At 61.0% G+C, this 23,766-nt stretch carries 28 protein-coding genes; 18 read left to right on the top strand and 10 right to left on the bottom strand.

Going from position 1 to position 23,766, the window contains the following annotated elements; all coding sequences use genetic code 11:
* Window positions 1-248: 248 nt before the first annotated feature.
* A complete protein-coding gene (locus tag QEO92_RS02835) occupies window positions 249-707 on the bottom strand; it encodes an RT0821/Lpp0805 family surface protein (RefSeq protein WP_037158123.1) in 459 nt (152 codons plus the stop codon).
* A gap of 57 nt (window positions 708-764) precedes the next feature.
* Between QEO92_RS02835 and pdxH the strand changes: the two genes are divergently transcribed.
* Window positions 765-1,385 carry a pyridoxamine 5'-phosphate oxidase gene (pdxH, locus tag QEO92_RS02840; protein ID WP_037158116.1) on the top strand — a complete coding sequence of 207 codons (621 nt, stop codon included), beginning with the start codon at window positions 765-767 and terminating at the stop codon, window positions 1,383-1,385.
* A gap of 62 nt (window positions 1,386-1,447) precedes the next feature.
* Here pdxH and QEO92_RS02845 read toward each other — a convergent pair whose 3' ends face one another.
* Both QEO92_RS02845 and QEO92_RS02850 read right to left on the bottom strand, forming a co-directional pair.
* A complete protein-coding gene (locus QEO92_RS02845; RefSeq protein ID WP_407720762.1) occupies window positions 1,448-2,509 on the bottom strand; it encodes a polysaccharide deacetylase family protein in 1,062 nt (353 codons plus the stop codon).
* Window positions 2,510-2,596: 87 nt separating this feature from the next.
* On the bottom strand, window positions 2,597-3,388 hold the full coding sequence (locus QEO92_RS02850) for a sulfite exporter TauE/SafE family protein (RefSeq protein ID WP_037159805.1): 792 nt from the start codon (window positions 3,386-3,388) through the stop codon (window positions 2,597-2,599).
* A gap of 124 nt (window positions 3,389-3,512) precedes the next feature.
* On the opposite strand from QEO92_RS02850, the gene QEO92_RS02855 reads away from it, so the two are divergent.
* The gene (locus QEO92_RS02855) at window positions 3,513-3,821 is read left to right on the top strand and encodes a nucleoside triphosphate pyrophosphohydrolase family protein (RefSeq protein ID WP_037158114.1); all 309 of its coding nucleotides are present in this window, start codon (window positions 3,513-3,515) and stop codon (window positions 3,819-3,821) included.
* On the opposite strand, the gene QEO92_RS02860 is transcribed toward QEO92_RS02855, so the two are convergent.
* The 4 genes from QEO92_RS02860 to QEO92_RS02875 all read right to left on the bottom strand — a co-directional run bounded on the left by QEO92_RS02860 (window position 3,802) and on the right by QEO92_RS02875 (window position 6,919).
* Window positions 3,802-4,248, bottom strand: a complete 447-nt coding sequence (locus tag QEO92_RS02860; RefSeq protein WP_037158112.1) for a bleomycin resistance protein — start codon at window positions 4,246-4,248, stop codon at window positions 3,802-3,804. The two genes, QEO92_RS02855 and QEO92_RS02860, sit on opposite strands and share 20 nt — an antisense overlap.
* Window positions 4,245-5,660, bottom strand: a complete 1,416-nt coding sequence (gene tldD / locus QEO92_RS02865) for a metalloprotease TldD (protein ID WP_227702089.1) — start codon at window positions 5,658-5,660, stop codon at window positions 4,245-4,247. The genes QEO92_RS02860 and tldD overlap by 4 nt, the downstream gene beginning before the upstream one ends.
* A 79-nt stretch (window positions 5,661-5,739) precedes the next feature.
* The gene (locus tag QEO92_RS02870; protein ID WP_227702090.1) at window positions 5,740-6,234 is read right to left on the bottom strand and encodes a YcxB family protein; all 495 of its coding nucleotides are present in this window, start codon (window positions 6,232-6,234) and stop codon (window positions 5,740-5,742) included.
* A gap of 46 nt (window positions 6,235-6,280) precedes the next feature.
* Window positions 6,281-6,919, bottom strand: a complete 639-nt coding sequence (locus tag QEO92_RS02875; protein WP_037159802.1) for an invasion associated locus B family protein — start codon at window positions 6,917-6,919, stop codon at window positions 6,281-6,283.
* Between the two features lie 411 nt (window positions 6,920-7,330).
* Here QEO92_RS02875 and coxB point away from each other — a divergent pair, with 411 nt between their 5' ends.
* The 13 genes from coxB (at window position 7,331) to QEO92_RS02940 (ending at window position 18,054) form a co-directional block, all read left to right on the top strand.
* On the top strand, window positions 7,331-8,215 hold the full coding sequence (gene coxB, locus QEO92_RS02880; RefSeq protein ID WP_227702091.1) for a cytochrome c oxidase subunit II: 885 nt from the start codon (window positions 7,331-7,333) through the stop codon (window positions 8,213-8,215).
* An 18-nt stretch (window positions 8,216-8,233) separates the two neighbouring features.
* The gene (gene ctaD, locus QEO92_RS02885) at window positions 8,234-9,925 is read left to right on the top strand and encodes a cytochrome c oxidase subunit I (RefSeq protein ID WP_227702092.1); all 1,692 of its coding nucleotides are present in this window, start codon (window positions 8,234-8,236) and stop codon (window positions 9,923-9,925) included.
* A gap of 68 nt (window positions 9,926-9,993) precedes the next feature.
* Complete coding sequence (locus QEO92_RS02890) at window positions 9,994-10,950, top strand: heme o synthase (RefSeq protein ID WP_227702093.1); 957 nt, start codon at window positions 9,994-9,996, stop codon at window positions 10,948-10,950.
* Window positions 10,947-11,087, top strand: coding sequence for a hypothetical protein (locus QEO92_RS02895; protein WP_200884033.1), 141 nt, complete (start codon window positions 10,947-10,949; stop codon window positions 11,085-11,087). Before QEO92_RS02890 ends, QEO92_RS02895 begins: the two co-directional genes overlap by 4 nt.
* A 10-nt stretch (window positions 11,088-11,097) precedes the next feature.
* Window positions 11,098-11,703 (top strand): cytochrome c oxidase assembly protein, encoded by a 606-nt coding sequence (locus QEO92_RS02900; RefSeq protein ID WP_227702094.1) that lies wholly within the window; start codon window positions 11,098-11,100, stop codon window positions 11,701-11,703.
* Between the two features lie 51 nt (window positions 11,704-11,754).
* Complete coding sequence (locus QEO92_RS02905) at window positions 11,755-12,630, top strand: cytochrome c oxidase subunit 3 (RefSeq protein WP_037158098.1); 876 nt, start codon at window positions 11,755-11,757, stop codon at window positions 12,628-12,630.
* A gap of 74 nt (window positions 12,631-12,704) precedes the next feature.
* Window positions 12,705-13,484: an SURF1 family protein gene (locus tag QEO92_RS02910; RefSeq protein ID WP_407720766.1), complete on the top strand. Its 780-nt coding sequence runs from the start codon at window positions 12,705-12,707 to the stop codon at window positions 13,482-13,484.
* 70 nt (window positions 13,485-13,554) lie between these two features.
* Window positions 13,555-14,559 (top strand): 4-hydroxy-3-methylbut-2-enyl diphosphate reductase, encoded by a 1,005-nt coding sequence (ispH, locus tag QEO92_RS02915; protein WP_227702096.1) that lies wholly within the window; start codon window positions 13,555-13,557, stop codon window positions 14,557-14,559.
* Between the two features lie 141 nt (window positions 14,560-14,700).
* Window positions 14,701-15,681, top strand: a complete 981-nt coding sequence (locus tag QEO92_RS02920) for a homoserine kinase (RefSeq protein WP_037158093.1) — start codon at window positions 14,701-14,703, stop codon at window positions 15,679-15,681.
* Window positions 15,678-16,118: a ribonuclease HI gene (gene rnhA, locus QEO92_RS02925; protein ID WP_037158086.1), complete on the top strand. Its 441-nt coding sequence runs from the start codon at window positions 15,678-15,680 to the stop codon at window positions 16,116-16,118. The genes QEO92_RS02920 and rnhA overlap by 4 nt, the downstream gene beginning before the upstream one ends.
* 23 nt (window positions 16,119-16,141) lie before the next feature.
* The gene (locus tag QEO92_RS02930) at window positions 16,142-16,870 is read left to right on the top strand and encodes a class I SAM-dependent methyltransferase (RefSeq protein WP_227702097.1); all 729 of its coding nucleotides are present in this window, start codon (window positions 16,142-16,144) and stop codon (window positions 16,868-16,870) included.
* A gap of 3 nt (window positions 16,871-16,873) precedes the next feature.
* Complete coding sequence (locus QEO92_RS02935) at window positions 16,874-17,683, top strand: endonuclease/exonuclease/phosphatase family protein (protein WP_227702098.1); 810 nt, start codon at window positions 16,874-16,876, stop codon at window positions 17,681-17,683.
* Window positions 17,684-17,745: 62 nt separating this feature from the next.
* Window positions 17,746-18,054: a Dabb family protein gene (locus QEO92_RS02940; RefSeq protein ID WP_037158073.1), complete on the top strand. Its 309-nt coding sequence runs from the start codon at window positions 17,746-17,748 to the stop codon at window positions 18,052-18,054.
* A 94-nt stretch (window positions 18,055-18,148) separates the two neighbouring features.
* Here QEO92_RS02940 and QEO92_RS02945 read toward each other — a convergent pair whose 3' ends face one another.
* Both QEO92_RS02945 and QEO92_RS02950 read right to left on the bottom strand, forming a co-directional pair.
* On the bottom strand, window positions 18,149-18,634 hold the full coding sequence (locus QEO92_RS02945; protein ID WP_227702099.1) for a peroxiredoxin: 486 nt from the start codon (window positions 18,632-18,634) through the stop codon (window positions 18,149-18,151).
* Window positions 18,635-18,751: 117 nt separating this feature from the next.
* Window positions 18,752-19,609 carry a protein-disulfide reductase DsbD domain-containing protein gene (locus QEO92_RS02950; RefSeq protein ID WP_227702100.1) on the bottom strand — a complete coding sequence of 286 codons (858 nt, stop codon included), beginning with the start codon at window positions 19,607-19,609 and terminating at the stop codon, window positions 18,752-18,754.
* 164 nt (window positions 19,610-19,773) lie between these two features.
* Here QEO92_RS02950 and QEO92_RS02955 point away from each other — a divergent pair, with 164 nt between their 5' ends.
* Both QEO92_RS02955 and QEO92_RS02960 read left to right on the top strand, forming a co-directional pair.
* Window positions 19,774-20,379, top strand: coding sequence for a YqgE/AlgH family protein (locus tag QEO92_RS02955; RefSeq protein ID WP_037158068.1), 606 nt, complete (start codon window positions 19,774-19,776; stop codon window positions 20,377-20,379).
* Between the two features lie 11 nt (window positions 20,380-20,390).
* The gene (locus tag QEO92_RS02960) at window positions 20,391-21,458 is read left to right on the top strand and encodes a zinc-binding metallopeptidase family protein (protein ID WP_227702101.1); all 1,068 of its coding nucleotides are present in this window, start codon (window positions 20,391-20,393) and stop codon (window positions 21,456-21,458) included.
* A gap of 235 nt (window positions 21,459-21,693) precedes the next feature.
* Here QEO92_RS02960 and QEO92_RS02965 read toward each other — a convergent pair whose 3' ends face one another.
* Entirely contained in the window at window positions 21,694-22,848 is a 1,155-nt protein-coding gene (locus tag QEO92_RS02965) for an acyl-CoA dehydrogenase family protein (RefSeq protein WP_227702102.1), read from the bottom strand.
* Window positions 22,849-23,064: 216 nt separating this feature from the next.
* Between QEO92_RS02965 and QEO92_RS02970 the strand changes: the two genes are divergently transcribed.
* Complete coding sequence (locus QEO92_RS02970) at window positions 23,065-23,766, top strand: winged helix-turn-helix transcriptional regulator (RefSeq protein ID WP_037158057.1); 702 nt, start codon at window positions 23,065-23,067, stop codon at window positions 23,764-23,766.

A 23,766-nucleotide genomic window follows, 5' to 3' on the forward strand; every position in this document is an offset into this window, starting at 1 on the left:
CCCTCCGATACTCGTCACAATTCCGACAGCCACTCGCCGGTTCTTCATGTTCCGGCAAATGGTCTGCTTGTTCGGTAGAAATCTAGGTCAAGACTCCTGAATCAGTAGTTACGCGACCAGGCTCGGTAGTTGTTAAGGTTAAGAAACCGTTTCGAGAGTGGTTCAGAGTTTCATGGAAGGAATTCTGTTCGTAGGTGCGCGCAGGCAAAGGCGGAATATCCCGGCGCGCGCCGTGAGGATGGCGCGGGCTATTGTCGGTCGAACGCGGTGAGCATCCAGTCTCCGCTGCCGGTAAGGCAGGCCTGTCCGGAAAACATTGCAACACCTTCATAGGAATGCCGCGTCGTCATGAAGTCGCGGCAGATATGCCCTTCATTCCGGGCTTCGCGGATCTGCGAGACGACGCCAGCGCTGCCGGTTGCGGTGTTCGCCCACGGAACCGATGCTTCGCCGAGCTTGGCGAGATCAGCGGAGGTTACAGCGTTGCGGACCGTCGCCTCGTCGGAGAGTGCTGCACCCGTATGCTGGGCCGTGCCGGGCACGGTGCCGGTCGCGATGGTGCGGTCGATCTTTTCCGCACTGCCGAAGAGATCCAGACTGCTGGTGCAGCCGGCAAGTGAGAGACCGATAAGGAGGATTGCGGTGAAGCGTTTGCTGAGGGCAAGGGACCTCTTTGTACGACTCTTCGACTTTGATATCACTACCACCTTGCATCCTGTCCGATGGAGAAGCTTCGGGCACTTTTCGGGAGTATTTTAGTCAATATGTCTGAAAGCGAGTTAACAAGTGGTGACTTCACCGAGGAGACCGAACCTTTCGCACTGTTCGGAACCTGGCTGAAGGACGCGGAGCGTACGGAGCTCAATGATCCGAATGCCGTCGCCGTGGCGACCGTGGATGAATTCGGCATGCCCAATGTCCGCATGGTCCTTCTGAAGGGTTATGACGAGAACGGTTTTGTCTTCTATACCAATTTCGAAAGCCAGAAGGGCCGTGAAATTCTCGCAAACAGGAAGGCGGCGATGTGTTTCCACTGGAAATCGTTGCGCCGCCAGGTGCGCCTGCGGGGCGAGGTGGAGGTGGTGAGCGACGCCGAGGCCGATGCCTATTATGCATCGCGCGCCCGTGGCAGCCGGATCGGCGCCTGGGCGTCGAAACAGTCCCGGCCGCTCGAAGGCCGTTTCGCGTTGGAAAAGGCGGTTGCCGAATATACGGCCAGGTACGCGATCGGAGACATTCCCCGCCCGCCTTACTGGTCCGGTTTCCGCATCAAGCCCGTTTCGATCGAGTTCTGGCACGACCGCCAGTTCCGCCTGCACGATCGAATCGAGTTCCGCCGCCCCGTACCGGGCGGTCCCTGGGAGAAGGTGCGGATGTATCCGTGAGACGCATGTTGCCCGAAAACGGAACTGGTTTCGGGATAACGACATGTGGGAAGATGGAAGCGTTATCGCCCGAGCGCGAAGGGTATCCCGGAGGCGAGTGCCGAGACATATCGCGGCTGCTGGTAATAACCGTTGAGCGAGATGCGCGGCAGGGCGGTCAGCCGGTTCGCATATTTTTCGCAGAGCGTGCCGGGCTGCGTCGTCACCGCGACCGAGAAGCCGAGTTCGCGCGCGATCATGGAGTCGCGTTCCGATACGGCCAGACGCGTGCCGTAGGGATAGGCGATCGCCTTTGGGCGCTCGCCTGTCAGCGCCTCCACATAATCTGCCGATTGCCGCATTTCATCGCTGGCTTCCTCCAGGGAAAGACGGGCGACCGCCCGGTGGCTCAGCGTATGCGCGCCGAGCGAGGCGAGCGGATGCGCGGCGAGCGCCCTGAGTTCCTGAGCGTCCATGGTGAGATCGGCGGTGATTTTCAGCGGATCGATGCCGTGCCTGCGCGCCAGCGCGTCGATGTTGGAGACGGCAATCGCCTCTTCGGTCTCCTCGACATATCTGGAGAAGCGGTCGAAGGCATCGAATTTCAGGGCTTCCGAGGTCAGGCCCGTGATCTTGGCGCCATGTCCGAAATCGAAGGAGATTTCCCGCTCCCGGCCGAGCAGTTCGGCAAGCGTTTCCCACCAAAGCGAATGGGTGCGCTCGGCAAATCCGCGTGTGACGAAGACCGTGAAGGGCACGCCATGGCGCGCGAAGACGGGCAGCGCGTATTCGGCATTGTTCCTGTAGCCGTCGTCGAGCGTGAAGGCGGCAAAGGGCTGTTTCGTCGGACTGGCGAGGCGCGACGGGATATCCGCAAGAGGGATGAATTCGTAGCCCTCCGCAAAGAGCCGCTCGATGGCGTCATTTAAGAAATCCGGCGTGACCTCGAGATGCTCGCTCGGCTGGAGCGGGCGCGTCCTTTTCGGCCGGACGTGATGGAGGGTGAAGATCGCGCCGCGACCGCGCGCGTTCGGCATCATTCCGGCCCGCGCGAGAGCCGCAGCCATATCGAGGCCGCCGGCGACCAGCCGGCGTTTGACGTCCCGGCGCCAGAGCGCCTGCAGCCTCCGCTTCTTATTCCTCACTGAGATCACGCCCGTATTCTTTGCGAATGGCGCGACCCTACTCGCGGACCTGTTAAGCCTTGCTGAAGAATGAAATGCGGAATCCTGTCAGGGACGGAACGCGTCGAAGAGAGGCAGGCCGACGATGGCAGCGATCGCGATCAGCAGAAAACAGATGCGCCGGAATGTCGCTTCGGATGCAAAACCGAAGAGCTGCGAGCCGGCAGCGAGGCCAAGGCCATAGCCCGGCCCGGCGATCAGTGCCATGGCCAGGACTTCCACGGTGAGCAGGCTTCCGACGATGTAGGAGGTCGCTGAAATCACGGTCGCCAGCGCGAAATAGACCACGAGGTTGGCGCGTACCGTCAGCGGTGGAATGGCGCCACCTAGCCAATAGGCGACGACCGGTGGGCCGGACATCTGCGCGGCCCCGCCGAAAAGTCCGGCGAGTGCCCCCACGCCGATTGTCAGCGGCGTCTTTGGCTTGCCGTGATAACGCCAGCCGGAGATCAGGAAAACGAGCAGGCAGAGCACGACGACCGAGATGATCCAGCGCAGCGTCACGGAAGGCAGAAGAGCCAACAACGCCGTGCCCGCCGGAACGCCCACCAGCGCGCCGATCAGCATCGTATAGACTTCGCGCCGGTTGGCCCGTCTCCAGCCGCCTGGCAGCATGCCGAGCGTCATCGTCCCGTCGATGACGAGGAGCAACGCGGAGGCGATTTTCGGGCTCGTGGCGGCGCTGGCGAGCGGGACGAAGATCAGTGCCCCGCCGAAGCCGGAGAACCCGCGCGCCAAGCCCGCGATCAGCGCCGACACGAAGACGAAGGCGAGTTCGGCGGGTCCATGGCCCGGAAGCCATGATTCCAGAAAGGCGGCGACCGGGGAGGGCGAGTTCATGGGAAGGCCGTCATGCGGATTCGTGCGATGGCCTGCACCTGTCGGGATTTGCACCGGGGTGTCAAGCAACACTCTGGACAAGGATCACGAATCACCGCCTCCTTCTGGCACAAAAGGAGAACGTATGCTGGAGAGACTTGCCGGCCAGTTCGAGGCCGCATCTGCCGCTTATGTCGAAACCCACGGCATCGAGCGCGACCCCGATTGGTTTGTCCTGAAACTGCAGGAAGAAGTGGGTGAACTCACCCAGGCCTGGAATCGCGCGACCGGCCGCGGCCGCAAGAAGGGGCGGAGCGAGGACGACCTCAATCGCGATCTTGCCGACGAGACCGCCGATCTCCTCGGGCATATCCTGCTTTTTGCCCGCAACAACCGGATCGATCTTGCCGCGGCGATTGAACGGAAATGGCTGTTCAGGCTGGATGCCGAGTGAGCGGGCGCTCACCAAGATCCTCGAAGAGCCGAAGGAGATAGCCGTCCGGATCGGCGATGATGAACTGGCGGTTGCCGGCCTCGTTCTTCTCGCGGCGATACCATTTCTCTTCGGGATCGAGGTAGAGTGAGACTCCGGCGGTTTCGAGCCGGGCGAGGATCGGGTCGAGCGCCGGAACCACTATCTGCAGGTTGAGCCCGCGTCCATACGGATATTCGCGTGGTGCTCCGGCTATATCGAAATCCCGGCCGATGCCGATCTGATCGATCATCAATTGCGCCTCGTCGAGCGCCAGGAAAGCAAAACCTTCTTCCGGCCGATCGTAGACGACTGAAAAACCAATCAAATCACAATAGAAATCTCGGCTTTTCCTCCAATCGCTGACGGAAAGCTCGGGGATCAGCGCATTGGAACGATGCGGCGTCACGCCTTCGTGCCGCCGACCGTCACCTGGTCCATCCTCAGGTGCGGTTGGCCGACGCCGACCGGAACCCATTGGCCACCCTTGCCGCAATTGCCGATGCCGGTGTCGAGCTTCATGTCGTTGCCGACCATGGAGACGCGCTTCATCGCATCCGGACCGTTGCCGATCAGCATGGCGCCCTTGATAGCAGGGCCGATCCTGCCGTCTTCGATCATGTAGGCCTCGGTGCAGCCGAACACGAACTTGCCGGAGGTGATGTCCACCTGGCCGCCGCCGAAGGATACGGCGTAGATGCCCTTCTTCACCGACGCGATGATTTCTTCCGGCGTTTTGTCGCCGCCGAGCATGTAGGTGTTGGTCATGCGCGGCATCGGCACATGGGCATAACCCTGCCGGCGGCCGTTGCCGGTCGGCTTCATGCCCATCAGCCGGGCATTCTGGCGGTCCTGCATGTAGCCGACGAGCTTGCCGTTTTCGATCAGCACGTTATAGCCGGAGGGCGTACCCTCGTCGTCGATGGTGAGCGAGCCGCGGCGGTTATCGATCGTGCCGTCGTCGACGACCGTGACGCCGGGTGCGGCGACCATCTCACCCAGAAGACCGGCGAAAGCCGAGGTCTTCTTGCGGTTGAAATCGCCTTCCAGCCCGTGTCCGACCGCTTCGTGCAACATGACGCCCGGCCAGCCGGAGCCGAGCACGACGTCCATCGTGCCGGCCGGCGCATCGATTGCGGTCAAGTTCACAAGCGCCTGACGCAGCGCCTCGTCGGCGCCTGTCTGCCAGTTGCCTTCCGTCACGAAATCGCCGAAGCCGATGCGTCCACCGGTGCCGAAGGAGCCGCTCTCCTGCCGGTCGCCTTCGCCGACGACGACAGAGATATTGATGCGGGTCATCGGGCGGATATCCTGCACCCGATGGCCGTCGGCACGCAGGATGTCGACCACCTGCCAGCTTGCGGAAACGGTGGCGGTCACTTGCCGCACCTTGTCGTCCTTGTTGCGCAGATAGGCATCGATATCCGTCAGAAGCTTGACCTTCTCTTCGAAGCTTGGGGATCCGATCGGGTTCTCGTCGCCGTAGTATTTCTTGTTGGTGCGCTGAGGGGCGGCGGCATAGGAGCCGGCATAACCGGCGGTGACGGCGCGGACTGCATGCGAGGCGCGTGAAAGGGCAGCTGCGGACAATTCGCCCGCATGCGCGTAACCCACAGCCTCACCGGCGACCGCCCGTAGACCAAATCCCTGGTCTGTATTGAATGAACCGCCCTTCAGCCGGCCGTTGTCGAACGTGAGTGATTCTGCCTGGGCGTGCTCCACGAAAAGCTCGCCGTCGTCGGCGCCGGACAGCGTTTCGGAAAGGATCGAACGCAGCTTCGTCTCGTCGCAGTCGAAAAGGTTGAGAAGATCGGTGTTCATAGATGCTCCTTGGGCGTCGCTGCGAAAGACGCGCGCGCTCTCCCGTCCGATGTAGGTCCGGGGCGGGGGCGAAGCAAGTCTATCTTCGAACTGAACGCGCGCTCAGATAGGCCTGGGCCTCTTTCGGCATGGTTTCGCGCGGCAGGATGTTGAAGGCGTTTGAGCCGCTGAAGAGCATGAAGGAACGCGGACGCTCCCAGATTTCGGTGACATTGCGCCAGGTGAGGTTTCCGGTGCCGAGATCGGAGGCGATGCCGAAACCTTCCGCGTCGATACTCACATCCGCGCGACGGTCTTTCATCCGTCCGTAGCGGCCGAATGCATTGGCGGAATGGGCGCGCCAGACGATGGCGCTGAAAAGTGCCGGAAAGCAGGCTACGACGACTGCCAGGATGGCGAGCGTGAAATTGCCCTGCAGGAGCAAGACAAGACAGGCCACCAGCATCAGCGCAGCCGCGCCCCACTTCATCTTCTGCTCGCGCACGGTACGTTGGATGACGAAGGCGCGCACCGCATCGCGCACGACCTCGTCATCGAAACGGACGGGGAAGTGATGGCTGCCCTGCAGTTCCATGAGCCGTCGTCCCAGTGCGCGTGTTCACTTTATTATTATACGCCGCTCAGGGGAGCGCGTCGTAGCCTTCGCCGAAGCCGGTAAGCTCGATTGGAATCCCGACGCGATCCTGGTCCGCCGATTCGCGCAGCGCGAAGACGGCGTTTTTGCCGGCGCGCAGGATGCGCATCAGCTCGTCGTCGATTTCCACCTCCACATAGCAGCCTTCCGAGAAGCAGCGGGTGAAATAGGCGCGGCCGATATTGTTGTTGTCCACATAAAGTTCCATGCCATCCTTCAAGAGCACGCCGAGCGGTGCCAGGATGCGAAGGATCTTCGCCTTCCGGTCGGCTGTCTTCAGCACGACGACCGAGAGGCCGACCTCCGGCCGGTCCTCGGCGATCACGTTCTGCATCAGTGCACACTGCTCGGCGGAGGCGCCCGCCGGTCGGTCACAGATGATCGACCAGGCGCCGTGATTCTCCCGGACATTGCCTGCTGGTGGTTGAGGCTTCTGGGCCGGCGGCTGCTGGGTCCCCGTGCCGTTTGGGGCAGAGGGAGCTGCTTGCGGCGCCGGTTGCCGGGTGGAGTCCTGCGACGGCTGTGGCATTGGCCGCGGACCGGGCTGCTGCGCAAATGCCGGAAGCGATGTAGCCGCTGCAAGCATCACGGCAAGACCAGCGCGGATCAGGGAGGGACGACCCATGGAAACCTCTGAAAGACGAATCAGTGCGGCTATTCTTGACGTCCACCAGACGAATTGAAAAGCCCCGCCGTCTTTCCAGCCGAGTACGGCGAAAATGGGACCCATAGTGCGATGTGATGTCTTGCTGATTCACGCACAAGGAAATCACCGGATTCTGGCGGTAAAGCGATCCGGTGCATGCCGGGAAATATTGAGATTTCCGCAAATACAAGACGGGCGCCGGAAATCCGGCTTTGCCGAACCTGGTCTTTTGCCACGATTCAAGGGTTTCCGGGAGGCGCAAAAATGCCGCACGGGCTTTTCCCGCCAGATATTGCGGCGGCAGGCAAACTGTGATTGAAGCAGACCGTATATAGCTTGGATTCTGCGTTCGGTTTGTCCTAGATCAAACGCATGGGGAGAAATGTAGTGATGAACAGAGCTTATGCAGTGATGACGGCGCTCATCTGTCTGCTCTTTGCTTCTGCCGGGTATGCGGCCCAGCCGCATCCGTGGCAGATAGACCTTCAGGCGCCCGCGACGCCGATCATGCACCAGATCAGGTGGTTCGAGCATTATACGCTCTGGTTCATCGTGCCGATCACGCTCCTGGTCCTGGCGCTCATCCTCGTGGTGGTGGTGAAGTTCCGGTCGAGTGCCAATCCCGTGCCGTCACGCACCAGTCACAATACGATGATCGAGATCGTCTGGACGCTCGGCCCGGTCCTCGTCCTCTTCTTCCTCGCCATCCCCTCCTTCAACCTTCTGAACGCCCAGCTTGAGCTTCCGGATGCGGACATGACGGTAAAAGCCACTGCCACCCAATGGCAGTGGAACTATGAATATGAAGGTAGCGAGAACCCGGTCGCCTTCGACAGTTTCATGCTGAAGGAAGAAGATCGCACCGCTGCCGGCAAGACGGATGTCGCCGCTTATCCGCGCCTGCTTGCCGTGGATAACGAAATGGTCGTTCCGGTCGGCAAGACGATCCGCTTGCTGGTGACCGCCGCGCCGTCGGACGTCATTCATGCCTTCGCGATGCCGGCCTTCGGCCTCAAGATCGACGCCGTTCCGGGTCGTTTGAACGAGACCTGGTTCAAGGCCGAGAACGAAGGTCTTTATTATGGTCAATGCTCCGAGCTTTGCGGCAAGGATCATGCCTTCATGCCGATCGCCATCCGTGTTGTCTCTGAAGACAGGTATAATGCCTGGCTTGCGCAGGCAGGGAGCGATCTTCCAGGTGCGAACAAGGCCCTGATGGCTGCGGTCGACAGGCCTGCCGGCAATCTCGCGGTTGCGGCAAACGAATCCAAGTAATCAGGAGGAGTGAGAACAATGGCATCCGCTCACGACGATCACGCTCATGCTCGCACCTCTCACGATGCGCATGCTCACGACGATCATCATTCCCATAAGCCGGGCTTCGCTGCCCGCTGGTTCTTCTCGACGAACCACAAGGACATCGGCACGCTCTATCTGATCTTCGCGATCATGGCGGGTATCATCGGCGGCCTTCTCTCTGTCGCCATGCGTATGGAACTGCAGGAGCCGGGCATCCAGATTTTCCATGGCCTGGCTTCGATGGTCTATGGCTTCGAAGGTGACGCCGCGATCGACGGCGGCAAGCACATGTTCAATGTGTTTACGACTGCTCACGCGCTGGTCATGATCTTCTTCATGGTCATGCCGGCAATGATCGGTGGTTTCGCCAACTGGATGGTTCCGATCATGATCGGTGCGCCGGACATGGCCTTCCCGCGTCTTAACAACATCTCCTTCTGGCTGCTTCCTCCTGCCTTCCTCCTGCTGCTTCTTTCGATGTTCGTTGAGGGACCGGCGGGCGCCTATGGTGCAGGCGGGGGCTGGACGCTCTACCCGCCGCTCGCGACCGCGGGTCATCCCGGCCCGGCGATCGACCTCGCGATCTTCTCGCTCCACATTGCGGGTGCGTCCTCGATTCTCGGTGCGATCAACTTCATTACCACGATCCTGAACATGCGCGCTCCGGGCATGACGCTGCACAAGATGCCGCTTTTCGCCTGGGCCGTTCTGATTACCGCCTTCCTGCTCCTTCTCTCGCTGCCGGTTCTGGCAGGTGGCATCACCATGCTTCTGACCGACCGCAACTTCGGCACGACCTTCTTCGCGCCGGAAGGCGGCGGCGATCCGATCCTTTACCAGCACCTGTTCTGGTTCTTCGGTCATCCGGAAGTCTACATCCTGATCCTGCCCGGCTTCGGCATCATCAGTCACATCATCTCGACCTTCTCCAGAAAGCCGGTCTTCGGTTATCTCGGCATGGCCTATGCCATGGTCGCGATCGGCGCCGTCGGCTTCATCGTCTGGGCCCACCACATGTACACGGTCGGCCTGTCGCTCGATGCGCAGCGCTACTTCGTCTTCGCGACGATGGTCATCGCGGTTCCGACCGGCATCAAGATCTTCTCCTGGATTGCGACGATGTGGGGCGGCTCGCTGACCTTCCGCACGCCGATGGTCTGGGCGATCGGCTTCATCTTCCTGTTCACCGTCGGCGGTGTCACGGGCGTCCAGCTCGCCAATGCCGGCCTCGACCGTTCGCTGCATGACACCTATTACGTCGTGGCACACTTCCACTACGTCCTGTCGCTCGGCGCGGTCTTCGCCATCTTCGCGGCCTGGTACTACTGGTTCCCGAAGATGTTCGGCTACATGTACAACGAATTCATCGGCAAGCTGCATTTCTGGGTCATGTTCGTGGGCGTGAACCTCGTGTTCTTCCCGCAGCATTTCCTCGGTCTCGCCGGCATGCCGCGCCGCTACATCGACTATCCTGATGCCTTTGAGGGTTGGAACTACGTTTCCTCGATCGGTTCCTACATCTCCTTCGTCGGCGTGCTGATCTTCCTCTTCGGCGTCTGGGAAGCCTTCGCCAGGAAGCGCGTCGCCGGCGACAACCCCTGGGGTGAGGGTGCCACCACGCTCGAATGGCAGCTTTCCTCGCCGCCGCCCTACCACCAGTGGGAGCAGCTGCCGCGCATCCGCTGAGCGGCTCGAACTTGAGAGAGGGCATCGCGGAACCCGCGATGCCCCGGACTACCAGACAGGACGGTTCAATGACGGTTATCGGCAATCACGACGCTCTCGGCACCGATGGAGGCGTGCGCCTCTCGGAAGCGAGTGCGCGCGATTTCTTCGAGCTTCTGAAGCCGCGGGTCATGTCGCTCGTGGTCTTCACCGCATTTACCGGCCTGATGCTGGCGCCCGGTTATCTCAACCCGGTGCTCGGCGTGATCTCCATCCTCTGTATTGCAGTCGGTGCCGGTGCTTCCGGTGCGCTCAACATGTGGTATGACGCCGATATCGACGCCGTCATGACCCGCACGGCCAAGCGTCCTATTCCGGCCGGGCGCATCCTGCCGCAGGAGGCGCTCGCTTTCGGCCTGACGCTTTCGGTCTTCTCTGTCGTTATCCTGGGGCTTGCGGTCAACTGGTTTGCGGCCGGCCTGCTCGCTTTCACCATCTTCTTCTATGTCGTCGTCTACACGATGTGGCTGAAACGCTCGACGCCGCAGAACATCGTCATCGGCGGCGCGTCCGGCGCTTTCCCGCCGATGATCGGCTGGGCCTGTGTCACGGGCGGCGTCTCGGTGGATAGCATCCTGCTCTTTCTCATCATCTTTCTCTGGACGCCGGCGCATTTCTGGGCGTTGGCACTCTTCAAGATGCGGGACTACGGCGCCGTCGGCGTTCCGATGATGCCGAATGTCGTTGGCGAAGCATCCACGAAGAACCAGATCGTCGTCTATGCCGTGCTGACGGCGTTGGCAGCCGTCGCGCCGGCCTTCACGGGTCTTGCCGGACTGGGTTACGGCATTTTCGCTACCCTGCTCGGCGCGGTCTTCATCTACTGTTCCATCGCCGTCCGGCGCATGCCCGACGGCGATGAAAGAATGGTCCCGGCGAAGAAGATGTTCGCCTATTCGATTCTCTATCTGTTCGCGATCTTCTCGGCTTTGCTGGCGGATCGGCTTTTCGAGGGATTGCCTAGCCTCCTCGGGGGTATGCTGTGATCGAAACCATCAAGCTCAACGACGCGCAGAAAAAATCGCGCCGCAATCGGAATATCGCGCTCGGGCTGGTCCTCGCCGGGCTGGTGATCCTCTTCTACGTCATGACGCTGGTGAAAATCGGCAATATTGGAGGCTAGGAGCGAAGCGATGACGGATGTCGTTCAGAACGGTCAGGCAAAGCGGGTCAGCAACAGCGCGATCTTCGCCGGCTGCGCTGTTTTCGTCGCCGGCATGGTCGGTGCTGCCTATGCTTCCGTGCCGCTTTACCGGTTGTTCTGCCAGGTGACGGGCTATAACGGCACGACCCAGCGGGTAGAGCAGTATTCCGAAAAGATCCTGGACAGGACTATCCAGGTCACATTTGACGCGAATATCTCGTCGGGCCTGAACTGGGAGTTCAAGCCGGCCAGGATGGTTAATCCCAAGATCGGCGAGACGATACAGATCGAATATACGGCGACCAACCGTTCGCCGCGTCCGACGACGGGTTCGGCCGTCTTCAACGTGACGCCGATGGAAGCGGGCGCCTATTTCAACAAGGTCGAGTGCTTCTGCTTCACCGAGCAGACGCTGCAGCCGGGCGAGACGGTCAAGATGCCTGTGGTGTTCTACGTTGACCCGGAGATCGCCAAGGCGGACGAGACCAGGAATATCAAGACGATCACGCTGTCCTACACCTTCTATCCGAGCGAGCCGGGCAAGCCGGTCGCCGCTCTGCCGGAGGGCAATAAGGCGGTGGACAAGAAACTTTGAGAGGGTTCGCCGGGTTCCGGCGAAACAGGCATTCATCCGGGGAATTCTGACATGGCCGATGCGCATCAGAAACAGCACGACTACCACATCATCGATCCGAGCCCGTGGCCGATCCTGGCCTCGCTCGGCGCTTTTGTCATCACCTTCGGCGGCGTTGGTTACATGCGCTACCTGCATGGTAGCGCATTCCAGATTTTCGGCGTGAATTTTGCCACGCCGTGGCTGTTCTTCATCGGTCTCGCAATCATCATCTACACGATGATCGGCTGGTGGTCGGATACGATCAAGGAAGGCCGTGCCGGCGCGCATACCCGCGTCGTATCGCTGCACCTTCGCTATGGCATGATCATGTTCATCGCTTCGGAAGTGATGTTCTTCGTCGCCTGGTTCTGGGCCTTCTTCGATGCCAGCCTGTTCTCCAACGAGGCGATCCAGGCGACGCGCACCGAGGTGCTGGGAGGCCAGTGGCCGCCGAAGGGCATCGAAGTGCTCGATCCGTGGCACCTGCCGCTCTACAATACGGTCATCCTGCTACTTTCCGGTACTTGCGTGACCTGGGCGCACCACGCGCTGCTTCACGATGACCGCAAGGGACTGATCGCCGGCCTGTCGTTGACGGTTGCGCTCGGCATCCTGTTTTCCTGCGTCCAGGCCTATGAATATGCGCATGCGCCCTTCGAGTTCGCCAACTCGATCTACGGCGCGACCTTCTTCATGGCGACGGGCTTCCATGGTTTCCACGTGCTGGTCGGCACGATCTTCCTGGCCGTCTGCCTGCTGCGTGCGCTGAACGGCGGCTTCACCCCCACCCATCACTTCGGCTTCGAAGCCGCTGCGTGGTACTGGCACTTCGTCGACGTCGTCTGGCTGTTCCTCTTCTTCGCCGTCTACATCTGGGGCGGTTGGGGCGCGCCGCTCGCCCACTGAGGCCAGGTGCTAGAGATTGGCGGGGGCGGCGAAAGCCGCCCTTCCGCTTTTTTGAGGACAGGAATTCGATGGTGATGAAAGCCTCTCCGGAAACCGCATCGGGCGGCGAGCCGGCCCGCAGCCGCAGCAGGGTAATTGCCACTGCTGCCGCAATTCTTGCGGCGCTGGCGATCCTGCTGTCGCTCGGCACCTGGCAGGTGGAACGCCTGCACTGGAAAGAAGGCCTGCTTGCTGACATCGCCGAGCGCCGTGCGGCGGCGCCGGTCGCGCTTGCGGATGTCGAAGCGATCGAAAAGAGCAGCGGCGAAATCGAGTACCGCCGTGTCTCGGTGACCGGCACGTTCGATCACACAAAGGAGCGGCATTTCTTCGCGACCTTCGAGGGGCAGACCGGTTTCTACGTTTACACGCCGATGACGCTTGCCGACGGCCGCATCCTTCTCGTCAACCGTGGCTTCGTCCCCTATGAAATGAAGGACCCGGCGACCCGTGCTGCCGGCGAGATCTCGGGCGAGCAGACCGTCACCGGTTATGCCCGTTCGCGGCTCGCGGGAAAGCCTTCCTATATCGTGCCGGACAACGATCTCGCCAAGAACATCTTCTACTGGAAGGATCTGGACGCCATGGTTTCGAGCGTCGGGCTTGATGCATCGAAGATGGTTCCCTTCTTCGTGGATGCCGATGCTTCCGTCGAAAATCCGGGCGGCTGGCCGAGGGGAGGCGTGACCCAGTTCGAACTGCCGAACAACCACCTCCAGTATGCCATCACCTGGTACGGGCTGGCGGCGGCGCTGGTTGTGGTGGTTGCGGGCGTCTGGATGCGGCGTAAACGTCCGAGCGCGTCCGGGCAATAGGCAACATTTTCCTTGGCGCAGCCGGATTCGCTCGCCTATATGGAGCGCAAGCAATGACCATGGGACCGGAATGAATATCCAGGTGAAAAAGCCCCCCCTGACGATCCGCCTTTGCGGCCCGCGCGGGTTCTGCGCCGGCGTCGACCGGGCGATCCAGATCGTCGTTCTGGCGCTGAAAGCCTATGGCGCCCCGGTCTATGTTCGCCACGAGATTGTCCACAACCGCTACGTGGTCGAGGGACTGGAGGCGAAGGGCGCGATTTTCGTGGAGGAGCTTGACGAGATCCCGGCCGAGCATCGCGAGCAGCCGGTCGTCTTCTCCGCCCATGGCGTGCCGAAATCCGTGCCGCAGGATGCCGAGGCGCGCAATCTCTTCTATCTCGACGCGACCTGCCCGCTGGTCTCCAAGGTTCATAAGCAGGCCATGCGTCACCAGCGGCTCGGCCGCCATGTCGTCCTCATCGGTCATGCCGGTCATCCGGAAGTGATCGGCACGATGGGCCAGCTCCCTCCCGGTACTGTCTCGCTGATCGAGACGGTTGAGGATGCCGACAGGTACCAGCCCGCCGATCCCGATAATCTTGGCTACGTCACCCAGACCACTCTGTCGGTGGACGATACGGCGGGCGTGATCGCCAGGCTGCAGGAGCGCTTTCCGAACCTTACCGCCCCGGCGGCTGATTCCATTTGCTACGCGACCACCAACCGCCAGGAGGCGGTCAAGGAAGCAGCACCGGGCTGCGACCTCTTCATCGTCGTTGGTGCACCGAATTCGTCAAATTCCAAACGGCTGGTGGAGGTGGCTCTGCGCGCCGGTGCCAAGCGTTCGCTGCTGGTGCAGAGGGCCTCGGAACTGAACTGGGACGAGATCGGCGACATCCGCACCCTCGGTCTTTCCGCCGGCGCTTCGGCTCCCGAGGTCATCGTCGACGAGATCATCGCGGCCTTCAAGGAACGGTTCGCTGCCGAGATCGAACTGGCGATCACGGCGGAGGAGAACGAGAATTTCCTCGTCAATCGCGAACTGCGCGGCGTGCCCTTGACCCATGCGGACATGGAATGGGTGAACGGGTGAGAAGCGTTCCGGCGGAGCCGGAGAAATCGATCCAATGAATCGATTTCAGCTTCGAACGCCCTGAGCCCTAGCGAAGGGCGGGGGGAGTGGTTAGGAAGAGCCGTAATACCTCTGCCGGCAGAATCACAGCGGAATGACACCTTGGCCGTTTACACCGATATCACTGAGGACGACCTCAAACATTTCCTGACCGAATACGATGTCGGTGAGCTGACCTCCTACAAGGGCATCGCCGAAGGTGTCGAGAACTCGAATTTCCTGCTGCATACGACCCGCGGGCCGCTGATCCTGACGCTCTATGAAAAGCGGGTGGAGAAGGCCGACCTGCCGTTCTTCCTTGGCCTGATGCAGCATCTTTATGCGCGTGGCCTGTCCTGCCCGTTGCCGCTGCCGCGTCACGACGGTCAGTTGCTCGGCGAGCTTTCCGGCCGCCCGGCTGCGCTCATTTCCTTCCTGGAAGGCATGTGGTTGAGGAAGCCGGAGGCGAAGCACTGCCGGGAAGTGGGCAAGGCGCTTGCTCAGATGCATCTTGCGGGCGAGGGCTTTCCGCTGACGCGGCCGAATGCGCTGTCGCTCGAAGGATGGAAGGCGCTCTGGGCGAAATCCGCCGACCGTGCCGACGAGGTGGAAAAGGGACTACAGGACGAGATCGCCTCCGAGCTCGATTTTCTGGCCGGCAATTGGCCGAAGGATCTGCCGGCAGGTGTCATCCATGCCGACCTCTTCCAGGACAACGTCTTCTTTTTAGGCGACGGGCTTTCCGGCTTGATCGACTTCTATTTCGCCTGCAACGACCTGCTCGCCTATGACGTCTCGATCTGCCTGAATGCCTGGTGCTTCGAAAAGGACGGCGCCTACAACCTCACCAAGGGCATGGCGATGCTGGAAGGCTATCAGAGCGTGCGTCCGCTTTCGCCGGAGGAGATTGCTGCCCTCCCGGTCCTGTCGCGCGGTTCGGCGCTGCGTTTCTTCCTGACAAGGCTTTACGACTGGCTGACGACGCCGCCCGGCGCGCTGGTGGTCAAGAAGGACCCGCTCGAATACCTGCGCAAGTTGCGCTTCCACCGGCAGATCGCCTCTGCCGCCGAATATGGCCTGGCATCGGAAGCGATCTCGTCATGAAGCATGTCGATATTTTTACCGACGGGGCCTGTTCCGGCAATCCCGGCCCGGGCGGCTGGGGCGCCATCCTGCGTTATGGCGAAAGCGAAAAGGAAATGTTCGGCGGCGAGGCGGAAACGACCAATAACCGCATGGAGCTGATGGCTGCGATCCAGGCGCTCAGCGCGCTCAAGCAGCCCTGCGAGGTCGACCTTTATACCGACAGCGCCTATGTGAAGGATGGCATTTCCAAGTGGATTTTCGGCTGGAAAAGGAACGGCTGGAAGACCGCAGACAAGAAGCCCGTCAAGAATGCCGAACTCTGGCAGCAGCTCGAGGAAGCGCGCAGCAAGCACAAGGTGACGCTGCACTGGATCAAGGGCCATGCCGGCCATCCGGAAAACGAGCGCGCCGACGAACTCGCCAGGCTCGGCATGGCGCCGTTCAAGAAGAAGTAGATCGACCGGCCGCGGAGGGAACGATGGCCCAGAACATCTATGACAGACCGGAATTTTTCGCCGGTTACAGCCAGCTCGGCAGGTCGGTATATGGCCTTGCCGGTGCTGCCGAATGGCCGGATATCCGCACCTTGCTGCCGCCGATGAAGGGGCTGCGCGTCATCGATCTCGGCTGCGGGTTCGGCTGGTTTGCACGGTTTGCGGCGGAAGAGGGCGCCGCAGCGGTGCTTGGTCTCGACCTTTCCGAAAACATGATCGCCCGGGGGCAGACGGAGAATGCTCATCCGGCCGTCACCTACGAGATCGCCGATCTGGAACAGGTGGAGCTGCCCAATGCAGCCTTCGATCTCGCCTACAGCGCGCTTGCCTTTCACTATCTGGAAGATTTCGATCGCCTGGTGCTGCAGGTGCATGATGCGCTTTTGCCGGATGGAAAATTCGTTTTCATGATCGAGCACCCGATTTACATGGCATCGGCCAATCCGGGCTGGCAGACGGATGGAACTGGCAAGAGATTTTGGCCGGTGGATGATTATTCGGTCGAGGGTAAACGCACGACCGACTGGCTCGCCAAGGGCGTCGTCAAATATCACCGTACCCTCGGCACGACGCTGAACGCGCTGATCGACAACGGCTTTGCTATCCGCCGCGTCATCGAATGGCATCCCTCGCCGGATCAGATCGCCGCCAATCCCGATCTCGCCGAAGAGATGGACCGGCCGATGTTCCTGATCGTTTCGGCGGAGCGCTGACCCATGGCCCTTCGTCTCATCTGTCTGAATGCCTGGGGTGGTCGCGTCCACGAGCCGCTGGTGCAATACCTCGAGGCGGCCGATCCGGATGTGCTCTGCCTTCAGGAAGTCACCCATGTCGCGGGTTCCGGCGGCGGCTGGCTGACCTTCCGCGAGGGTGACTTCAAGTTGCCGCAGCGCGCCAGCTTGCTGGAGGATGTGACTGCGATTCTACGTGGCCATCATGCCTTTTTCGCTCCCGCCGCACGCGGCCCGCTCTATGATGGCGATCGCGAAATAGCATCCGAATGGGGACTTGCAACCTTCGTCCGTCAGGGCCTGCCGGTGATCGGCCAGGTGCAGGGCTTCATCCACGGAGACTTTCCTGTCTCCGGTTTCGGTGAACATCCGCGTCCCCGCAATGCCCATGGTATCCGCATCTTTCGCGGTAATACGGGCTCGGCGGTGACGATCGTGCAGATGCACGGCCTGCGCGATCTCGCAGGCAAGGGTGACACGCCGGCGCGGCTGGCGCAGGCTCACGCTTTGGCAGGTCTTATCGAAAAGGTCCGGCAGCCGGGGGATGGACTGGTCGTCTGCGGTGATTTCAATCTCCTGCCGGACAGTGAGACCTTCGCGATTCTCGAAAGACTCGGCCTCACCGATCTCGTCACCACGCGTGGTTTCACCGATACGCGCACCTCCTGGTATCCGAAGGAGGGCCGCTATGCGGACTATCTCCTGGTGACGCCCCAGGTGAGGATCGAGAAATTCGAGGTTGTCGCCGAACCGGAAGTCTCGGACCACCGTGCGCTTCTTCTGGAAATCGCCTGACACGTGGTTGCGCTTGCCGTGCCAGCCACTATTCTGCCGCAAACCAAAACCGGGAGAGCCTCATGATCCTGCATTGCGTCTTCGTTCGGTTCAAGGCGGCTCTCCAGCATGCCGACAAGCAGGCGATCTATGACGCGGTCGCCGCGTTGAAAAACGTCACCCCCGGCATTCTCGATTTCAAATACGGCCCGAACGTTTCGCCGGAAGGCCTGAACGGCGGCTTTCTCGATGGTTTCATCGTGACCTTCGAGAGCCCGGAGGCGCGCGACGCCTATCTGGTCCATCCAGACCATGTCGCTGTCGGCGATCGTATTATCGCCTCCGCCGATGGCGGGCTTTCGGGGCTGATGGTCTTCGATATGGCTTTGTGAGGCTGCGGACGCTTGCCCGCGGCCATCGTCTGCCGGTCTGGCGCGGGAGAAAAAAGGGCGCCGAAGCGCCCCTGAAGCAGATTGCAGGTATCGCCTAAAGCTGTTCCAGCATCGCTGCAGCGCCGGAAACGGTCGCCTGTCCGGGGCTTTCCTCGATATTGAGCGACTTCACCACGCCATCCTCGATGAGCATCGAATAGCGCTTCGAGCGAACCCCCAGGCCTCCGGCGGAAAGGTCGAGGTCAAACCCGAGCGCCTTGGTGAACGCGCCGTCCCAATCGGCGAGGAAGTGGATCTTGCCGAGTCCGCCCGTCTGTTGGGCCCAGGCCCCCATGACGTGCCAGTCGTTGACGGAAAGGACGGCAATGTCGTCGACACCCTTCGCCAGGATCGCATCCCGGTTTTCGAGATAGCCCGGCAGGTGGTTCAGCGTGCAGGTGGGCGTGAACGCGCCGGGAACGGCAAAGAGGACGACCCTCTTGCCGGCAAAAAGCTGTTCCGTGGTGATTTCCACGGGACCGTCCGTGGTCTTTTCCTTGAATGTGGCGGAGGGCAGTCTGCTGCCGACGGCAATGGTCATGGGAACTCTCCTCGGTTGGGCAGGCTCATACCTCCGGCCCGCCAGTTGCGGCGCACTATAGTCCGGACTTGACATATGACAAGGAGAGGTGGAGCAGAAAGCCTGCTGTGAGGCCATTTACTCGAAGGCCAGCGAGGTTTCCATGGCGCGGTTGCCGGCGATCACCAGGATACCCCAGCGTTTGCCGTTGATATCGTAGTTCTTGGGCAGTTTGCCGACCGGCATGTCGAGTGCATAGCCGTCGCCATCCTGGCGGCCGTTGATGCCGTCGAAGAGCACATGGCCCTCTGGCCCTGTGACGATCACCTGCGGCGGCTCGGATGTCTGTTCCGGCAGCTTCAACTTCAGACTCAAGATGTTGCGGCCGTGGGTCATCGCATAATGCGTGACGGCGAAATCGTCCGAAGGTCCTTCGGGAAGCCTGGAAGCGGCTATGTTGAGGATCATCGCTTCCTCGGCCGGGGTCCCCTTCGTAGAGCCGAGCGCCAGGGAAAACTCCGCCTGGAAGGGAATGCAGATATTGCGGCAGAGGCCCACGAAGGCAGACGCGCCGAGGTTCAGCGACTTGTGGGGACCGTCTACCTTCAATTCGAAAGGCAGGGTTACCGGCCGGTCGTAACCGATATCGCGCAGTTTGCCGTTGTCGATCCGCTTCGGAACGGGATAGGAGACATGGCTGAGCGTCACACCGCTTGCCTTGGAAAAAACGACCTGCGGCGGAATGCCGGCGTCGCCGGGTTCCTTCCAGTAGGTGATCCAGCCGGGCTTCGGTTCGATCTGCAACGCGCCTCGCACCGTACCGTCAGGCTCCGGAGGCAACGCGACGATCCGCATCCGGCCGCCTTCGTTTGTAGCCCAGGGTGTGATCTCGGCACGGCTTGTGTTGGCAAAACTGACCGTGATGCCCGCCACAAGGCATGCGGCAAGTGCAACGAAGGTGCGGATCGAAGAGCTACGGGCCGATTTTGCTGTCATCGGCCAAAGGTTTAATCGATCTGGTTCACCGGGACTAGTCATGAGCCGGGAAAAGCCGATCATTTTCGGTTGATTGATGGGGCCGACTGCCCCATCTTGATCAGATGGTGGATTCAAAACCCTTCAAGCCCGGAGTTCGGGCTGGAAGGCAGGCTGGAGACATGATGGCTTTCTCGACCTTGAGGGACAAGTGCGAACGGGGGTTCCTCGACGGCCAGTTCCTGATTGCCATGCCCGGCATGAAGGATAGCAATTTCGCGCGTGCGGTCGTTTATATCTGCGCCCATTCCACCGCGGGCGCCATGGGCTTTATCATCAATCGCGCACAACCCATCTCCTTCACGGACGTTCTCCTGCACCTGAAGCTTATGGATCAGCAGGAAGCGATCATGCTGCCCGGCGATACACGAGATTTTCCCATCCTCGCGGGCGGACCGGTGGAAACCGGCCGCGGCTTCGTGCTGCATTCGGACGATTTCGTCAGCGAGTCCTCGATACCGGTCAGTGACGACATTTCGCTGACCGCTACGCTCGATATCATCCGGGCCATTTGCAATGGGCGCGGGCCGGCGCGGGCAACCATGCTGCTCGGTTATGCCGGCTGGGGTCCGGGCCAGCTTGAATTGGAGATTTCCAGCAACGGGTGGCTGAATTGCCCCGCGAACGACGAACTGATCTTCGACCGCGCGCTGGAGGGCAAATATGAACGGGCGCTGGCGCTGCTTGGCGTCAGCCCGGAGATGCTGTCCAGCGAGGCAGGTCACGCCTGAGTTGATCGTCCATGCGCCTCTACGAATGCGATCATTGCGGACAGCCCATTCATTTCGACAACCGCTCCTGTGTGAATTGCGGTCATCAGCTGGCCTTCGTGCCGGAAATGCTCGCCATGCATGCGCTCGTGGAAGATGCGGGGGAGGGTACATGGCATCTTGTCGCCGAACCCGCCCGCAAGGTGCGGCTCTGCGCCAATGCCGCGATGGACATCTGCAACTGGACCGTGCTTGCGGATCATCCGCACCCTTTCTGCCCCGCCTGCCGGCACAACCGTCTTGTGCCGGATGCCTCGACGGAGGCCGGCCTTGGCCAGTGGCGCCGCATCAGCCAGGCGCAGCGGCATCTCTTCTATTCGCTTCTGCGCTGGAACCTGCCGCGCACCAATCGCGAGGAGGATCCGGAAGGCGGCCTTGTCTTCGATTTCCTGGTGGACGAGGTGCAGCAGGACGGCACGGTCGTACCGGCGATAACCGGCCATGAGGACGGATTGATTGCCATCCGCGCCGCGGAAGCCGACGATGTTACCCGCGAGCGGATGCGGGTCCTGATGAACGAACCCTATCGCACCATGCTCGGCCACTTCCGCCACGAGATCGGGCATTACATGTGGGACAAACTGGTGCGCGACGGCGGCAGGCTGGAGGCGTTTCGTGCCGTGTTCGGCGACGAGAGGCGGGACTATGCCGAGGCGCTGAAGCAGAATTACGAGTGGGGTCCTCCGCCGGACTGGCAGCAATTCTTCATCAGCACCTATGCGAGCACCCATCCCTGGGAAGACTTCGCCGAAACCTTCGCGCATTACCTTCACATCGCCGATGCGCTGGAAACGGCACGCGCCTATGGCATGTCGATCGCGACGAGGCAGCATGAGGCCTTGGCGGCCGAAATCGCTTTCGATCCCTATAATGCGCAGAGCGCAGAACAGCTTGTCTCGGCCTGGGTTCCTTTCAGCATGGCACTGAACAGCGTGCACCGCTCGATGGGAGTTCCGGATCTCTATCCGTTCATCCTGACATCGGCGGTCGTCGGCAAGCTGGAATTCGTGCATCGGCTCATTCATGAGCATCAGGGATGAATGAACTCTCGGCCTCTCCCAAAAATAAACCCGCCCTCCGGTGGATCGAAAGGCGGGGCAGGTCAGGGAAGTATTTAGAACCCCTTAAAATTAGGGGGTAAATTGACATCCCTGTCAAGAGGCCCCTGGCTCCAACGCATGTCGCGCAAAAGTGTGCAGCGGTTTTGCGATGACGACATATGTCAGAACAGGAACCTGAAGCGTAGCAAGCGAAACTGAAAGATCGCGACGCGCTTCAATAGGTCTTGAGCGTATCCAGGCCAAGCGCCGTGCGGCCGGCAAACTCCTGCTGCGCGCCGATTCGCATCGGATGATAGCGTGCCCCCTGGATATCGCGGAAGCGGCGTTCGAGACCTTTGTCCCGGTAGAAGGCGGCACCCCCTGCCGTTTCCATGGCAAGTTCGGTCGCCGCAATTGCATGGCGCGCCACGAGCGACCTGCCGATCATCATCTCGTTTGTGGTTGCCGGAGAAGGCTCGCCCCGCTTCGCCGCTGCAATCATGCCGGCATGGGCGTATTGCGCTGCCCTGAGTTCGGTGTCCATCCTTCCCGCCAGCGCGATAATATGCGCATCCGGCTCTCGTTTCTTTGCCAGTTGGAGGGCGATATCGCGGGCGCTTTCCGCCACGCCCATATAGGCGGAATAGATCAGCGGGAAGGCGATCATCGAAATGATGTGGAAGAGCATATGCCATTCACCCTGGTTGCGCTTCAGCGCGACGGCATCATCCGGAACCACATGGCCTTCGATCATCACGTCGTTCGAACCCGTGCCGCGCATGCCCATCGCTTTCCAGGTGTCGAGGATTTTGACATGCGGCGATTTCATCGGCACGCCGAAATGGATGACTTTCGGCCCATCGGGTTCATCAAGAACAGCGCCCGTCATCAGGATATCGCCCACGGGCGAGCCGGACGTGAAGATCTTGCGCGCGGTGATCCGGTAACCGCCATCGACCTTCTCGGCTTTGCCCGATCCCTCGATCCAGTCGGAGCCTCCGCTGGACAGAAGAATGATCCGTTCCGCTGCGACGCGTTTCAGGAGCGGCACCACGGGCGCGGCCTTCTGGCGGGTCCAGCGCCAGGCGGGGATTGCCACCTGATGCGTGTGCATGGAAAATGCCAGCGCGGTCGAGCCGCAATGATGGGCAAGTTCCTTGATCATGGCGCAAAGTTCGGCGATCTCGGCGCCACCGCCGCCGAGATCCGTTGGAACTCCGGCCTCGACCAGGCCGGCTTCACGCAGGTCGCGATAGTTTTCGGCAACGAAAGCGTCGTTGTCATCGGCTGTTTCGGCTCGCTCGGCAAATGTCGGCCCGAGCGACCGGGCAATGCCCGCGAGTTCCGCATGAACGGTGTGCAAGGGTGAAAGTCCGGTTGTTGTAACCATGTTCCTATCCTCCTCCTGTTGAGAATAGGCGGATTGTTCGCGTCCGATCGGATAGCCGCAAGTACAGGAAGTGTACTGCCGTTCGGCCGGTGGCCTTTTCGGCATGAGGCTCGAGTGGGGAATCACCCAGCACAATCAATGGTACAGAAAATGGACTTGGTGCTTATGAAGAAGAGGAATATTCTGCTTCGGATATTGGCGCGGAGGTCTTCCATGATGGAAATGACCGCAAGTTACGGTCAGTTCTGCCCGGTTGCGATGGCTGCCGAGGTCGTTTGTACGCGCTGGACACCGTTGGTTCTCCGGGAACTCCTGTGCGGCAGCCGCCGGTTCAACGATCTGAGGCGCGGTGTGCCGCGCATGTCGCCAACCTTGCTCTCGAAGCGCCTGAAGGAGCTGACACAGGCCGGGATCATCGAGACCCGCAAAGCATCGGACGGCGCCATCGAATACCACCTGACGCCGGCCGGAGAAGACCTCCGCGACGTCGTCATGACCCTTGGCTTCTGGGGACACCAGTGGGTTGAAACCCAGCACGCTCTTCAAAAGCTCGATCCCGCGCTCCTGATGTGGGACATGCGCCGCAATCTCGATCCGATGCCGCTGCCTGCGCGGCGATCTACCGTTCTCTTCCACTATCCCGAGCAGCCGCCGGCACGACAACGCTATTGGCTCGTCGTCGAGGAGGGCGATGTCGATATCTGTTCGACTGATCCAGGCTTTGACGTCGATCTTTATGTGACCTGCCAGCTCCGCACGATGACGGCAATCTGGATGGGGGTGGCGACTGTGCGCTCCGAAATGGATGCCGGTCGGCTGGAACTCGACGGCGATCCCGAAATGGGGGCCTCCATGCAGCGGTGGCTGGGATTGAGCCCCTTTGCCCGCGAACGGCCGAGCGCGGGAAGGGCGGCGTGA

The organism is Neorhizobium petrolearium, assembly GCF_029854435.1.
Lineage (GTDB): Bacteria > Pseudomonadota > Alphaproteobacteria > Rhizobiales > Rhizobiaceae > Neorhizobium > Neorhizobium petrolearium.